Below are 13,793 nucleotides of genomic sequence, written 5' to 3' on the forward strand. Positions count from 1 at the left end.
TTCATCCCAAGGAGAAGGGCTTCATGGAAATAGAAGAATTCGGCTACAAGCAAGAGTTGAAACGCAGCCTGTCGCTGACCGATCTGGTGGTGTACGGGATGATCTTCATGATCCCCATCGCACCGTTTGGTGTTTATGGCTACGTCAACGCCGAAGCCCCGGGGCTGGTACCGCTGGCCTACATCATCGGCATGGTGGCGATGCTCTTCACGGCCCTGAGTTACGGCAGCATGGCTCGGGCCTTTCCGATTGCCGGTTCGGTTTATTCCTACGCGCAACGGGGCCTGAACCAGCACGTAGGATTTATCGCCGGTTGGCTGATGCTCCTCGATTACCTGCTGATTCCGCCGCTGCTGTATGTGTACGCGGCCATGGCCCTGAATCATTTGTACCCGGACATTCCGAAGGTCGGTTTCATCCTGGCCTTCCTGGTCAGCGCGACCTTCGTCAATTTGCGGGGAATCACTTTCACCGCGCGGATGAACATCATCTTTCTGCTGGCGCAACTGGTGGTGCTGGGGATCTTCCTGTTTTACGCCTGGAACGCGCTGCACAGCGGCGGCGGTAACGGTCAGCTGACACTGGCGCCGTTGTACAACCCCGAAACGTTCAACTTCGTCCTGCTGATGCAAGCGGTGTCGATTGCGGTGCTGTCGTTCCTCGGTTTCGATGCGATTTCCACCCTCGCCGAAGAGATCAAGGGTGACCCGGGCCGCAGCGTCGGCAAGGCCGCGCTGATTACGCTGGTGGTCATGGGCGTGATCTTCGTCGTGCAGACCTGGATTGCGACAGATCTGGCGGCCGGCATGGGTTTCAAATCGGCTGACACGGCGTTTTATGACATCGCTGAACTCGCGGCCGGCAGCTGGCTGGCAACCCTGACCGCCGTGGCGACGGCGCTGGCCTGGGGTGTGGCGGTGGCAATCACCTCCCAAGCGGCAGTGTCTCGTCTGCTGTTCGGCATGGCCCGAGACGGCAAGCTGCCAAAGGTACTGGCCAAGGTTCACCCCAAACACAACACGCCGTACGTGAGCATCTACCTGGTGGCCGTGCTGTCGCTGGTGATCTGCTACCTGTTCATCAACTCGGTGGACACCCTCACCTCGCTGGTGAATTTCGGCGCACTGAGCGGTTTCATGTTGCTGCACCTGACGGTCATCAACTACTACTGGCGGCGGCAGAAATCCGGACAGGTAATCCGTCACCTGATCTGCCCTGTGATTGGCTTCATCATCGTCGCGGCGATCATGTACAACATGGGCGTCGATGCACAGAAACTCGGCCTGATCTGGATTGCCCTGGGCCTGGTCTACCTGTTTGTACTCAACAAACTGGGCGCCAGCACGGTACTGCCCGACCCAAGCAACGGCTGACAAGAAAAAGAGCGGCGTCTGACAAACATTCAGGCGACCGCCGATGTATTGCGTGGAAACCGACAGTGATAGTCAGGTTCGGTGCCAACCGCCGAACCCTTTGATACAGGAGTGCATCCATGCTGGTCTTACGCCCAGTCGAGTTAACCGACCTGCCCCAGTTGCAGCAACTGGCGCGCGAAAGTCTGATAGGCGTCACGTCCTTGCCGGACGACACCGAATGCCTGCGCGAGAAGATTCTCGACTCCTGCGCCTCATTCGAAAAAGACGTTGAGGGTCATGGCCCGGAGAACTACTTCTTCGTGCTGGAAGATCTGACCCGAGAGCGCTTGGTCGGCTGCTCGGAGATCCTTGCCACCGCCGGTTTCAGCGAGCCGTTCTACAGCCTGCGCAACCGGCACTTCACCAGCGCCTCGCGGGAGCTGAACATCGAGCACGGCGTACCCGCGTTGTCGTTGTGCCACGACCTCAGCGGCCATACCTTGCTGCGGGGTTTTCATATTGACGCAGCGCTGGTGCGGACACGGTTCTCTGAACTGCTGTCCCGGGCGCGGCTATTGTTCATCGCCGCCCACTCGCAGCGCTTTTCGGAAGCCGTCATCACCGAAATCGTCGGCTTCAGCAGCGATGAAGGGCACTCGCCGTTCTGGGATGCGGTGGGCAAGCATTTCTTCGACCTGCCCTACGCCGAAGCCGAGCGACTTTGCGGCCTGGAAAGCCGAACCTTCCTCGCCGAACTGATGCCGCAATACCCGATCTACGTGCCGATGCTGCCCAAGGCGGCGCAGGACTGCATCGGCCGTATCCACCCCGATGGCCAGGAGGCCTTCGATATCCTCGAGCGCGAAGGCTTCGAAACCAACAGCTACATCGACCTGTTCGACGGCGGTCCGACGTTGTATGCGCGCACTCCCGGCATCCGCTCTATCGCCCAGAGCCAGACCGGCACGGCAAAACCGGGTGCGTCCATCGATGCCCTTGGCAGCTATCTGGTGAGCAACGATTCGCTGAAGGACTATCGCGCCATCGTCGCCGATCTGGATTACCAGGCTGGGCAACCTGTGGGGTTGAGCGCCGAGATGTGCGCCGCCCTGAACGTCACCGAAGGCAGCCCGATCCGGCTGATCGCCCTGTGAGCATCACCCGGCCCCGTGCCCAACGACAGCGCCCGAGCAGGCGTGCAGAAGGAGTTGCATCATGATTGTCCGCCCGGTTCGCGTAACCGACCTGCCCGCCTTGCTGAATCTGGTGCACCAGGCTGGCCCCGGTTTCACCACCCTGCCGGCCAACGAGGAACGCCTGACCCACCGGGTACGCTGGGCCCAACGAACCTTCGCTGAACAGGTCGAACGCGCCGATGCCGATTACCTCTTCGTACTCGAAGACGACGATCAGCAGTTGGTGGGCGTCAGTGCCCTGGTGGGTGCCGTGGGCCTGCGCGAGCCCTGGTACAACTATCGGGTCGGGCTCACGGTCAGTTCGTCACCGGACCTGGGTATCCAGCGACAGATTCCGACGTTGTTCCTGAACAATGAAATGACCGGCCAATCGGAGATTTGCTCGCTGTTTCTGCGACCCGATCAACGCCAGGGCAGTAACGGTCGATTGCTGTCGTTGGGGCGTTTGTTGTTTGTTGCCGAGTTTCCGCACCTGTTCGGCGACAAACTCATCGCCGAACTGCGTGGCAGTGCCGACGAACAAGGCTGTTCACCGTTCTGGGACAGCCTGGGCCGGCACTTCTTCAAGATGGATTTCAGCCACGCCGATCACTTGTCGGGCCTGGGCAGCAAGTCGTTCATCGCTGAACTGATGCCACGCCAACCGCTCTACACCTGCCTGCTCACCGAACAGGCCCAGGCCGTGATCGGCAAGGCGCACCCGAACACGGAACCGGCACTGAAAATCCTCACCGCCGAAGGGTTTGCCCATAAGGGTTACATCGACATCTTCGACGCCGGCCCGGTGATCGAAGCCCCGATCTCGAATATCCGCACCGTGCGCGACAGCCAACCGCTGCTGCTGGCCATCGGCACACCCGACGAGCAGGCCCCGGTGTGGCTGATCCACAACCGTCGCCTGGAAAACTGCCGCATCACCGCCGCCCAGGCCAGGCAAGTGGGCAACAGCCTGATTGTCGACCGCCTCACCGCCAAACGCCTGCAACTGCAACCCGGCAACTCGGTACGCGCCGTGCTGCTGCTCAATCAACAACAGCAGTCGGTGGCGGCGTGACCGACGGTGGTCCATCCGCCTCTGCAAATTCGTCATCATCCTTCCTCCGCTCGCGTGATAGCCTTTTGTTCCTTCGGCGTTGACACTTTTGCTCAAGCCCTTCCATTCCCATTGCAGTGGTGGAACTCATATGTCCAGGCTTTCTCATCAAGATTTGCGCCGTAACTTTCGCGAGCTGTTCGCTTCCAACGCCTGCTACCACACGGCGTCGGTCTTCGATCCGATGTCGGCCCGCATTGCCGCTGACCTGGGTTTTGAAGTGGGGATCCTGGGCGGTTCAGTCGCATCGTTGCAGGTACTGGGTGCGCCTGACTTCGCCCTGATCACCCTCAGCGAGTTTGCCGAGCAGGCCACTCGCATTGGCCGTGTTGCCCAACTGCCGGTCATCGCCGACGCCGACCACGGCTACGGCAACGCGCTCAACGTCATGCGCACCATCGTCGAACTCGAACGCGCCGGTGTGGCCGCCCTGACCATCGAAGATACGCTGCTGCCCGCCCAGTTCGGCCGCAAGTCCACCGACCTGATCGGGGTGGCGGAAGGCGTCGGCAAGATTCGTGCGGCGCTGGAAGCACGGGTCGACTCGGAAATGGCAATCATCGCCCGCACCAACGCCGGGATTCTGCCGGTGCAGGAAGTCATCAGCCGTACCTGTCATTACCAGCAGGCCGGTGCGGACGGGATTTGCATGGTGGGCGTGCGGGACTTCGACCACCTCGAACAAATCGCCGAGCACCTGAGCGTACCGCTGATGCTGGTCACCTACGGCAACCCGCTGCTGCGCGACGATAAACGCCTGGCCGAGCTGGGGGTGCGGGTGACCATCGACGGCCATGGTGCCTACTTCGCCGCGATCAAGGCCACGTATGACAGCCTGCGAGAACAACGGCAGATCTTTACTCAGGCGTCGGACCTAAGCGCTACCGAATTGACTCATACCTATACGCAGCCTGAGGAATACATCCGTTGGGCGGAAGAGTTTATGAGCGTTAAGGAGTAACTACAGCGAGATTGTTTACCGGTGGCGACGGAGCTTAACTCCCTCGCCACAGAACTACTCGCCTGTCAGGCCGGAGTCTTGAACTCCACCTCCCGCTGCAACGCCCGCGCCTGAACCACATTCAGCATCGCGCAGCCTTCGCGCATCAGCAGATGAACCGCCCGGGTAACGCGCGTCAGATCGCAATCGGAAATGTCTTTGAGGTTCAGGCTGGACAAGGTGTCCGCCAGATCGCGAACCACGGTGAAGCGATGTGCAGCACAAGCGGCGATGTCGCTGAGTTCTTCGTGGGTGTTGATGAAGAGCACCGGGGTTTCGGCGTCGTAGGTGTCGATGGGGAGGTAACGAGGCATGACTTGGTCGAACATGGAAACATCTCCTGATAAATAAGGATTCCTGGGATTCGACCGGCCAAAATCGTCGCGGGATTGACCGCGAGCCGGGATCATAAAGGGCCAACTTGCAGCACTGCAACGAGCAGTTCTGTGGGAAACGTCTTGGAAAGTTGTGCGCCACAAGTTGATCGTTCCCACGCTCTGCGTGGGAATGCAGCCCGGGACGCTCCGCGTCCCTTCCGAAGCCGAACGCAGAGCGTCCGTAGAGGCATTCCCACGCGGGAGCGTGGGAACGATCAGCGGTGATGATTAGTGCTTAGCCAACTCCATAATCATCCGCGACAACAAGTAAATCCGCGGCGCCACACTCTCAACCTCCGCGTACTCCTCCGGCGTATGAATATTCCCGCCAACAATCCCGAATCCATCCAGCGTCGGTGTGCCCACACCCGCGGACAAACTCGCATCCGCCGCCCCACCACTGCCCTCTTCCGTCAACTTACGGCCAATCTCCCCGTAAACCCCCTGAGCCATGGCCATCAACCGATCGGATTCCGGCGTTTGCGGCATCGGCGGCAATCCGCGCTGAAGTGTGGTGGTGACTTCTGTGTCAGCAATCAGCTTGTCTTTCGAAACCCGCGCCAGGTCCTTCTCGATCCGGTCAAACTCTTCCGGCACCGCCGCCCGCACGTCTGCCTTGGCGGTGGCTTGATCCGGAATGACGTTGGTGCGGTCGCCGGCCTTGAGCACGGTGAAGTTGATGGTGGTTTTCTTCTCGGCGTCGCCCAGTTTGCCGAGCTGCAAAATCTGGTGCGCCGCTTCCATGGCGGCGTTGCGTCCCAGCTCCGGCGCGACACCGGCATGAGCGGCCTTGCCCTTGACCTCGACCACGGCGGTGGCACTGCCTTTGCGCCACACCACCAGACCATCCGCCGGGCGGCCGGGTTCGAGGTTGAGGGTGACGTCGTGGGCCTTGGCGGTTTTCTTGATCAGGTCGGTGGCGATGTCCGAGCCGGTTTCTTCGCTGGCGTCGAGCAGGAAGGTGATTTGCGCGTAGTTCTTGAAGTCGAGGTTTTTCAGGACTTTGAGCGCGTAGATCCCGGCAACGATGCCGCCCTTGTCATCCATCACGCCCGGCCCGTAGGCGCGGCCGTCCTTGATGTGGAACGGACGCTCGGCGGCCGAACCTTCCTTGAAGACGGTGTCCATGTGCGCCATCAGCAAGATCTTTGCCTTGCCGGTGCCTTTCAGGGTCGCGATCACATGGCTGCTTTTGTCCGGGGTATTGGGCACCCGTTCGATGGTCGCGCCGAGTTTTTTCAGTTCGTCGATGGCGATGTCACTGACTTTCGTCAGGCCCGGTTCATAGCCGGAACCGGAGTCGATGTTCACCAAACGTTCGAGTAACTTCAGGGCTTCGTCCTTGTACTGTTCGGAATCGGCGAGGACTTGTTTGTGCGGTTCGGCGGAAACTGCGGGAGCGAAAACGCCGAGGGCGAGGGTCAGGCCAAGGCTGGTGGCCAGCAGGGAGCGAGGGCGGTTGAACGTCATGAATCGATCCTTGTTTCGTGTCGGGGGTGAAAAACACCCTACCTGACTACGGCGCAAGGCTCTAGACCGAATGCGACACTTGAAACGCCAAGAGCGGACGCGGAGCGTCCATGGCTGCATTCCCACGCAGGAGCGTGGGAACGATCACGTTTCACACCGAATCAAGTATTTCGTGATGCGATCTGCCATCGCCGCAACAGATGACGCGGTTGCGGCCGGTGGCTTTGGCTTCGTAGAGCGCCAGGTCGGCGTCGTTGAGCCACTGGGTCGCGTCGGTGTGTGCCGGGTTGAAGGCGGCCAGGCCGATGCTCAGGCTGACTGTCAGCGCCGGGCTCTGCTCGTAGCCCAAGGTGACGAAGCGATCACGCAGGGCATCCATGGCGGCTGCAGCGCTCGTGAGCGGAAGGTCCGGGAGGATCACGCAGAACTCGTCGCCACCGTAGCGCCCGGCAACATCCGCCGCGCGCAGGTTCTGCTTGAGCATTTTGCTCAACTGACGCAGCACGATGTCCCCGGCAACGTGGCCGTAGGTGTCGTTGATAGATTTGAAATGGTCGATGTCGATCAGCGCAATCGCCCCGCCCTGCTGCTGACGTTTGCAACGCTGGAATTCGACCTCCAGTTGATCCTTCCAGGCGCCGTGGTTCAGCAGGCCGGTGAGGCTGTCGGTGCGGCTCAGGGCCAGCAGTTCACGCTTTTGTCGGCCGAGGGTGTGGGCCTGGCGGAAGCAGATCCAGCCCAATGCCAGCGGATACAAACACATCAAGGGCAAACAGGCATACATCTGCAGTTGGCTGGTTTTCGGGATGAAGGCGGGGGAGAAAATCAGCAGTCCGACGCCCATCCCGAGAATCTGCGCCACGGTTCCCGCCAACAGGAAACGTAAGCCGCCAATGGCCACATTGTTCATCGCCATCATGGCCAGGGTCGTCGCACCGGGCAGCGGATTGAAATGCATGGCGGCGACCCAAAAGCCGCCGAGAAAGGCGTCCACCAGCAGGTTGCGGTGTTCGGCGTGATAAGGCACTGGCGCGCGGCGCGCCCATTGATAAGCCAGGTGCGGCCAGACTACGGCGTTGAGCAGCATCACCACCCAGACCCACGGTGCAGGGTTGAGTGGATACATCGCTGCGCTCACGAGCAACAGCCCCAAAGCCAGACCCAGGGTTCGCGATGTATAGAGCCTCCTGGCCAGTGAAAGTCCTTTTCCTCCCGTTTTTTCCATAGAGGCCTCTGCGCCACTGCACGGAACCTGAAAACACAAGGGTTTCAAGTGTGGTGAGAGTCTATCAGGGCAACGGCAAATAGCCATCACCGGCTGGCGGTCTGAATACCAAGGCATAGCCATGAGGCGAGCGCCCAATGTTTGGCTATACATGAAAGGAGGGTTCGATCAATAACGATAAAAAAGGAGGCCCATGCATAATGCCGATCAGTTAGCCAAAACGCGATCCGTAGCAGCTGGCGAAGCCTGCGTTCGGCTGCGCAGCAGTCGTGAAATCAGACGATGCGGTGTTTCAGGAAGACTGCAAACTCAGGTTTTACGACTGCTGCGCAGCCGAACGCAGGCTTCGCCAGCTGCTACGGATTGTGTCGTTCCTTAACTGATCGGTATTAGGCCCATGCAGACCTTTCAAGTGTTGATCATCGGCAGCGGATTTGGCGGCCAGTGCGCGGCGATCAATTTGCTCAAGGCAGGCATCGACGATTTCCGCCTGCTGGAACGCCGGGACTTTTTCGGCGGTACCGGTGCCAAAACACCTACCCTGGTGCCGCGGTCGACGTGCCCTCGCCGCTCTATTCGCTGCCCTTCGCGCCCTACCGCTGGACGCAAATGTTCGCCGAACAGACCGAACTGCACCACTACACCCAGTACGTGGTGGAGCACTTCGGCCTGCGAGACAATTCCAACCATTGCCCCGGATGTCGAGCATTTGCATGTGTTCCAGCGCACGCCTCACTGGGTATTGCCTCGTGCCGACCGTGCCTTTGGGCCATTCCAGCGTTGGTTACTGGGGCTCAAACCGGCCTACAAACTGTTGCGCTGGATGATCTACTGGCAGTTTGAAACCCGGGTGATTGCCTTCAAGTATTCGAAACCAGCGATCCGCTTGGTCCAGCAACACGCCCTGCGCTTTCTCAAACGGCAAGTGCCCGACCCCCAATTACGGCAAAAACTGACACCCGACTACGTCATCGGCTGCAAACGGGTGATCATCTCAAGCACCCTGTACCCGGCGCTGGGCCGCAGTAACGTGAGCCTGCACAGCCGCGAGCAAGGCATCGCCGCCATCGATGAAACCGGCATCGTCACCCGGGACGGCCAACACATCGACCTGGACCTGATCGTCTGGTCCACCGGTTACGACGCCACCGACGGGGTGATTTCTTACCCGGTCACCGGCAAAAACGGCACACAACTCAAAGATTTCTGGGCCCGGTACCCGCGGGCCTATCTCGGCACCAGCCTGCCGGACTTCCCCAACCTGTTTATCGTCACCGGTCCCAACACGGGCATCGGCCACACCTCGGCGCTGTTCATCATCGAGTCTCAGATGAACTACATTCTGGATTGCATCCGCACGTTAAAAGAACACGGTTTGCGCAGCATCGAAGTACGCCCCGAAGCAGAACGTACCTACACTGAAATGATCCACCGGGAGATGGAACGCACGGTATGGAAGTCCGGGGGCTGCCACAGTTGGTATCAAAGCAAGAGCGGTCATGTGATTGCGATGTTTCCGGGGTTCAGTTTCAGCTATCACCGGTTGACCAGGGCGCTGAAACCCGCTGATCACATTCTGTCCTGATCACGTAAAAGGAAGATGCCTGATGCTTTTGTTGGTTGTCGCAATCGCAGTTTTCGTGGCCTGGAGCTGGTTGAGTTACCCGGCCATCGGTCATTGGCTCTATGCCTTGAACATGTCGATAGAGGCCAAGCTGTATGGACTGCACAAAATTGTCGTGCCTATCGCCGAAATGACCGTCTCGACCTGGCAAGGCGGGCCGTACGAAGCGTCCAGCAGCGTGCTGATGCTCCATGGCTACAGCGCCGACAAGAACATCTGGCTGCGCTTTGCCCGGCACTTTGTCGGCAACTATCGGGTGATCATCCCCGACATCGCCGGCCATGGCGAAACCGGCTTCAAGGCGGGCGGCGGCTACGACATTCCCTTGCAGGCCAAGCGGATGATCCAGTTGCTCGATGTCTGCGGCGTCGAGAAAGTCCACGTGATCGGCAACTCGATGGGCGGCTACATGGCAGCGTGGCTGGCGGCCACGTACCCGGATCGCATTGTTTCGTTGGCTCTGATCGACCCCGCGGGTGTCACCGCCCCCGAAGCCAGCGACCTGGAGCGGCATTTGGCCAAGGGCCACAACCCGTTCCTGATTCATTCACGGGAAGAATTCCAGCGCTTCTATGCCATGACCATGGCCGAACCGCCGTGGGTACCCAAGGTGGTGCTGGACGCCATCGCTCAGCGCTATGAACAGCAACGCGAGGAGCTGGAAGAAATGTTCAGGGACTTGCGCGCCAGCCCGCCGATGGAGCCAAAACTGCCCGACATCAAGTGCCAGGCGCTGTTGCTGTGGGGCCACAAGGACCGCTTGATCGATGTCAGCAGCGTGGCGATCTGGAGCAAAGGCATCGCCGATCTGCGAGTGGAAGTCTGGGACCACACCGGCCATATGCCGATGGTGGAACAACCGACGAACACGGCGCGGCTGTATCGGGAATTTTTGGCATCGCTGCGTTCTGAACTTCCTGTGTAGCAGCTGCCAGACACCGCGCCCCTGTAGCAGCTGCCGAGCCTGCGAGGCTGCGTTCGGCTGCGAAGCAGTCGTGAAATCAGCCACTGCGGTGTGTCAGAAGGAACGTGCATACAGGGTTTGCGACTGCTCCGCAGCCGAACGCAGCCTCGCAGGCTCGGCAGCTGCTACAAGCTGCTACAACCAGCAGTCCTTTGCAGAATGAAGTTCGTAAGATTCTTCGTTTGTCGGCGCCGCGCAAGGCTGCGATCTTTTCCCGCATCCTCTACATCACCGCATCAGGAATTCTTTCATGAGTCACCCGAACTTCGTCAGCCCTGACCTGATCCGCCAACGCTTTTCCAAAGCGATGTCCGACATGTACCGCGAAGAAGTGCCGCTGTACGGCGCGCTGATGGAACTGGTGGAACAGACCAACCACCACGTACTGGACAGCGATCCACAGATCGCCCGACAGTTGAATAGCACCGGTGAAATCCAGCGCCTGGACCTGGAGCGGCATGGCGCGATCCGTGTCGGCACCGCCGATGAACTGGCCACCCTCGCCCGGCTGTTTGCGGTGATGGGCATGCAGCCGGTGGGTTATTACGACCTGACCCCGGCCGGCGTGCCGGTGCACTCCACGGCTTTTCGCGCGGTGCATGAGGCGGCGTTGCAGGTCAGCCCGTTCAGGGTGTTCACCTCCCTGCTGCGCCTGGAACTGATCGAGGACCTGGAACTGCGAGCGTTCGCCCAATCGGTGCTGGATAAGCGTTCGATCTTCACGCCCACCGCGCTGACCCTCATCGATCGCGCCGAAACCCGGGGAGGCCTCACCGAACAGGAGGCCCAGGACTTCGTCGAGCAGGCGCTGGAAACGTTCCGTTGGCACCACACCGCCACCGTGACCGCCGAGCAGTACCGCAAACTCAGCGCCCAGCATCGTCTGATCGCCGACGTGGTGGCGTTCACCGGCCCGCATATCAACCACCTGACGCCGCGCACCCTGGACATCGACATCGTCCAGGCGCAAATGCCTGCCCACGGCATCACCCCCAAAGCGGTAATCGAAGGCCCGCCCCGCCGTCAGTGCCCGATCCTGCTGCGCCAGACCAGTTTCAAGGCGCTGGACGAGCCTGTCGCCTTCACCGATCAACCCCAGACTCACGGCAGCCACAGCGCTCGTTTTGGCGAGATCGAGCAACGCGGCGCGGCGCTCACGCCCAAAGGCCGGGCGCTTTACGACCGTTTGCTCAACGCTGCCCGGGATGAATTGAAAGACTTCCCCAATGAGGCCAATGCCACACGTTACAACGCGCTGATGGCGCAGCACTTTGCAGAATTCCCTGACACCGTTGAAGGTATGCGCCAACAGGAACTGGCGTACTTTCGCTACTTCGTCACGGAAAAAGGTATGGGGGCCGACGAGTTGAAATCGTGGTCGCTGGAAGATCTGCTCAGCGGCGGGTATTTGCAGGTTGAACCGTTGGTGTACGAAGATTTCCTGCCAGTCAGCGCTGCGGGGATTTTTCAGTCGAACCTGGGGGATGCGGCGCAAACCCACTATGGCGTGCAATCGAACCGGCAGGTGTTTGAGAAGGCGCTGGGTCGATCGACGATCGATGAGTTGGCGTTGTATGCCGAGACGCAGCGGCGCTCGATCGAGGAATGTTTCGCGCATTGAGCCTCGCTGTCTGAGGCGTGGCACGAACCTGTAGCAGCTGGCGCAGCCTGCGTTCGGCTGCGAAGCGGTCGTTGTATCCGCCGCCGCGGTCTTTCAGACAAACCGTGTTTGCCGGTTTTACGACTGCTGCGCAGCCGAACGCAGGCTGCGCCAGCTGCTACACGTCAGACTTAGCGGAGCTTCGCCAACAGTTCTTGTGCCGCCGCTTCAGAGGAAGCCGGATTCTGACCGGTAATCAGCAAACCATCAGTGAGCACATAACTCGCCCAGTCAGCACCTTTGGAATAGACACCACCCTTCTCCTTAAGCATGTCCTCCACCAAAAACGGCACGACCTTCGTCAGTTGCACTGCCTCCTCTTCAGAATTGGTAAACCCCGTCACGCGCTTGCCTTTGACCAGCGGCTGGCCGTCCGCGCCCTTGACGTGACGCAACACACCCGGCGCGTGGCAGACGGCCGCGACCGGTTTGCCCGCCTGGGAAAACGCCTCGATCAGAGCAATCGAAATTTTGTCTTCGGCCAAATCCCACAGCGGGCCATGGCCGCCCGGGTAGAAAATCGCATCGTAATCTTCAGCCCTCGCGCTGCTTAGCAGAGCGGTAGATGCCAATGCTGACTGGGCGGCGGGGTCTTTGCGAAAGCGCTCGGTGGCCGCAGTTTGCGCGTCCGGCTCGTCGCTTTTTGGGTCCAGCGGTGGTTGACCACCCTTGGGCGAGGCCAGGGTCAACTGAGCGCCGGCGTCTTTAAAGGCAAAGTACGGTGCGGCGAATTCCTCCAGCCAAAAGCCGGTTTTCTTACCCGTGTCACCCAATTGATCGTGTGACGTTAGAACCATCAGGATTTTCATGTCGTTCTCCTTGAGTTCGCAGTTGTTCATTCATCTCGGCGCTGAGTTTGACCTCCAGGCTGCAGCATTCGTTGCACCTGTCACCCTAGCGGTTCTGCTACCGGTTTTCGGCAAATCAGACGATGGGTCACCGAATGATGGCTAACCGCCTTGATGCGCAAGAAGTTGCGCACTCAACGCTGCGAAAGCCCTTCCCGCGACGCTGATCGCCCGGCCCGTCAGGCGCTCCAGCCAAGTGCGCAAGAAGTTGCGCAGTACTGCGCAACTTCTTGCGCACATTCACCGGCGATCGCTGCCGAACCTTCTCCGCGAGATCTAAAAAACCTCTCAACCGCCTGATTTATATAGCCTTAACCGCTTCTGGCACGGACCTTGATAACAGTCAGGCACCCACCGGGCGATACCGCCTCCCGGGCACCCTTAACTTTTAGCAAGGAGCACATCCATGGCTACACCAGCGTACATGTCCGTCACTGGCGAGAAACAAGGTCTGATCACTGCCGGCGCGTTCACTGCCGACTCGGTTGGCAACACCTACCAGGAAGGTCACGAAGACCAGGTCATGGTTCAGGGTTTCCAGCACGAAGTGATCATCCCGCGTGACCCGCAGTCCGGCCAACCTACTGGTCAGCGCGTTCACAAGCCAGTTGTCATCACCAAAGTGTTCGACAAGGCTTCCCCACTGCTGCTGGCTGCCCTGACTTCGGGCGAGCGCATGACCACTATCGAAATCAAGTGGTACCGCACCTCGGCTCAAGGCACACAAGAGCACTACTACACCACCAAACTTGAAGACGCGATCATCGTGGACATCAAGGACTACATGCACAACTGCCAAGATCCGGCGAACTCGCACTTCACCCACCTGGAAGACGTGCATTTCACCTACCGCAAAATCACCTGGACCCACGAAGTATCCGGTACTTCGGGTTCCGATGACTGGCGTTCCCCGGTCGCTGGCTAAGTCTGGCCGACCGTTTCAAGCATCGGCCAGCTCTGCTGGTCGATGTTGTTTCCGCC

The 13,793-nt window shown here is 59.8% G+C and carries 11 protein-coding genes and 1 pseudogene; 8 read left to right on the forward strand and 4 right to left on the reverse strand.

Features of this window, described 5'->3' with window-relative positions:
• Positions 1-23: 23 nt before the first annotated feature.
• The 4 genes from CKW16_RS24090 (at position 24) to CKW16_RS24105 (ending at position 4,605) form a co-directional block, all read left to right on the forward strand.
• The gene (locus CKW16_RS24090; RefSeq protein ID WP_095131268.1) at positions 24-1,373 is read left to right on the forward strand and encodes an APC family permease; all 1,350 of its coding nucleotides are present in this window, start codon (positions 24-26) and stop codon (positions 1,371-1,373) included.
• Between the two features lie 119 nt (positions 1,374-1,492).
• Positions 1,493-2,509 (forward strand): arginine N-succinyltransferase, encoded by a 1,017-nt coding sequence (locus CKW16_RS24095; protein ID WP_095131270.1) that lies wholly within the window; start codon positions 1,493-1,495, stop codon positions 2,507-2,509.
• Between the two features lie 61 nt (positions 2,510-2,570).
• Entirely contained in the window at positions 2,571-3,605 is a 1,035-nt protein-coding gene (astA, locus tag CKW16_RS24100; RefSeq protein WP_095131272.1) for an arginine N-succinyltransferase, read from the forward strand.
• A 130-nt stretch (positions 3,606-3,735) separates the two neighbouring features.
• Positions 3,736-4,605, forward strand: a complete 870-nt coding sequence (locus CKW16_RS24105; RefSeq protein WP_095131274.1) for an oxaloacetate decarboxylase — start codon at positions 3,736-3,738, stop codon at positions 4,603-4,605.
• A 65-nt stretch (positions 4,606-4,670) separates the two neighbouring features.
• On the opposite strand, the gene CKW16_RS24110 is transcribed toward CKW16_RS24105, so the two are convergent.
• From CKW16_RS24110 to CKW16_RS24120, 3 genes are all read right to left on the reverse strand, one after another.
• Entirely contained in the window at positions 4,671-4,973 is a 303-nt protein-coding gene (locus CKW16_RS24110; protein WP_095131276.1) for a hypothetical protein, read from the reverse strand.
• A 276-nt stretch (positions 4,974-5,249) separates the two neighbouring features.
• Positions 5,250-6,491 (reverse strand): M20/M25/M40 family metallo-hydrolase, encoded by a 1,242-nt coding sequence (locus CKW16_RS24115; protein ID WP_095131278.1) that lies wholly within the window; start codon positions 6,489-6,491, stop codon positions 5,250-5,252.
• 151 nt (positions 6,492-6,642) lie between these two features.
• Complete coding sequence (locus CKW16_RS24120; RefSeq protein ID WP_095131280.1) at positions 6,643-7,716, reverse strand: diguanylate cyclase; 1,074 nt, start codon at positions 7,714-7,716, stop codon at positions 6,643-6,645.
• Between the two features lie 397 nt (positions 7,717-8,113).
• Between CKW16_RS24120 and CKW16_RS24125 the strand changes: the two are divergent.
• From CKW16_RS24125 to CKW16_RS24135, 3 genes and pseudogenes are all read left to right on the forward strand, one after another.
• Positions 8,114-9,301: pseudogene (locus tag CKW16_RS24125) on the forward strand (flavin-containing monooxygenase).
• Between the two features lie 22 nt (positions 9,302-9,323).
• Positions 9,324-10,265 carry an alpha/beta fold hydrolase gene (locus CKW16_RS24130; protein ID WP_095131282.1) on the forward strand — a complete coding sequence of 314 codons (942 nt, stop codon included), beginning with the start codon at positions 9,324-9,326 and terminating at the stop codon, positions 10,263-10,265.
• A gap of 289 nt (positions 10,266-10,554) precedes the next feature.
• Entirely contained in the window at positions 10,555-11,925 is a 1,371-nt protein-coding gene (locus CKW16_RS24135) for a VOC family protein (protein WP_095131284.1), read from the forward strand.
• 170 nt (positions 11,926-12,095) lie between these two features.
• Here CKW16_RS24135 and CKW16_RS24140 read toward each other — a convergent pair whose 3' ends face one another.
• Positions 12,096-12,773 (reverse strand): type 1 glutamine amidotransferase domain-containing protein, encoded by a 678-nt coding sequence (locus tag CKW16_RS24140; RefSeq protein ID WP_095131380.1) that lies wholly within the window; start codon positions 12,771-12,773, stop codon positions 12,096-12,098.
• Positions 12,774-13,218: 445 nt separating this feature from the next.
• Between CKW16_RS24140 and CKW16_RS24145 the strand changes: the two genes are divergently transcribed.
• Positions 13,219-13,737 carry an Hcp family type VI secretion system effector gene (locus CKW16_RS24145; RefSeq protein ID WP_095131286.1) on the forward strand — a complete coding sequence of 173 codons (519 nt, stop codon included), beginning with the start codon at positions 13,219-13,221 and terminating at the stop codon, positions 13,735-13,737.
• Positions 13,738-13,793: the final 56 nt, after the last annotated feature.

Origin of the sequence: Pseudomonas sp. Irchel s3h14 (assembly GCF_900187425.1) — a bacterium.
Taxonomy (GTDB): Bacteria; Pseudomonadota; Gammaproteobacteria; order Pseudomonadales; family Pseudomonadaceae; genus Aquipseudomonas.

What these genes read in the sequence shown, in the direction of transcription:
- CKW16_RS24090 (WP_095131268.1), top strand. Translation starts at nt 24, where the DNA reads ATGGAAATAGAAGAATTCGGCTACAAGCAAGAGTTGAAACGCAGCCTG.
- CKW16_RS24095 (WP_095131270.1), top strand. Translation starts at nt 1,493, where the DNA reads ATGCTGGTCTTACGCCCAGTCGAGTTAACCGACCTGCCCCAGTTGCAG.
- astA (WP_095131272.1), top strand. Translation starts at nt 2,571, where the DNA reads ATGATTGTCCGCCCGGTTCGCGTAACCGACCTGCCCGCCTTGCTGAAT.
- CKW16_RS24105 (WP_095131274.1), top strand. Translation starts at nt 3,736, where the DNA reads ATGTCCAGGCTTTCTCATCAAGATTTGCGCCGTAACTTTCGCGAGCTG.
- CKW16_RS24110 (WP_095131276.1), bottom strand. Translation starts at nt 4,973, where the DNA reads ATGTTCGACCAAGTCATGCCTCGTTACCTCCCCATCGACACCTACGAC.
- CKW16_RS24115 (WP_095131278.1), bottom strand. Translation starts at nt 6,491, where the DNA reads ATGACGTTCAACCGCCCTCGCTCCCTGCTGGCCACCAGCCTTGGCCTG.
- CKW16_RS24120 (WP_095131280.1), bottom strand. Translation starts at nt 7,716, where the DNA reads ATGGAAAAAACGGGAGGAAAAGGACTTTCACTGGCCAGGAGGCTCTAT.
- CKW16_RS24130 (WP_095131282.1), top strand. Translation starts at nt 9,324, where the DNA reads ATGCTTTTGTTGGTTGTCGCAATCGCAGTTTTCGTGGCCTGGAGCTGG.
- CKW16_RS24135 (WP_095131284.1), top strand. Translation starts at nt 10,555, where the DNA reads ATGAGTCACCCGAACTTCGTCAGCCCTGACCTGATCCGCCAACGCTTT.
- CKW16_RS24140 (WP_095131380.1), bottom strand. Translation starts at nt 12,773, where the DNA reads ATGAAAATCCTGATGGTTCTAACGTCACACGATCAATTGGGTGACACG.
- CKW16_RS24145 (WP_095131286.1), top strand. Translation starts at nt 13,219, where the DNA reads ATGGCTACACCAGCGTACATGTCCGTCACTGGCGAGAAACAAGGTCTG.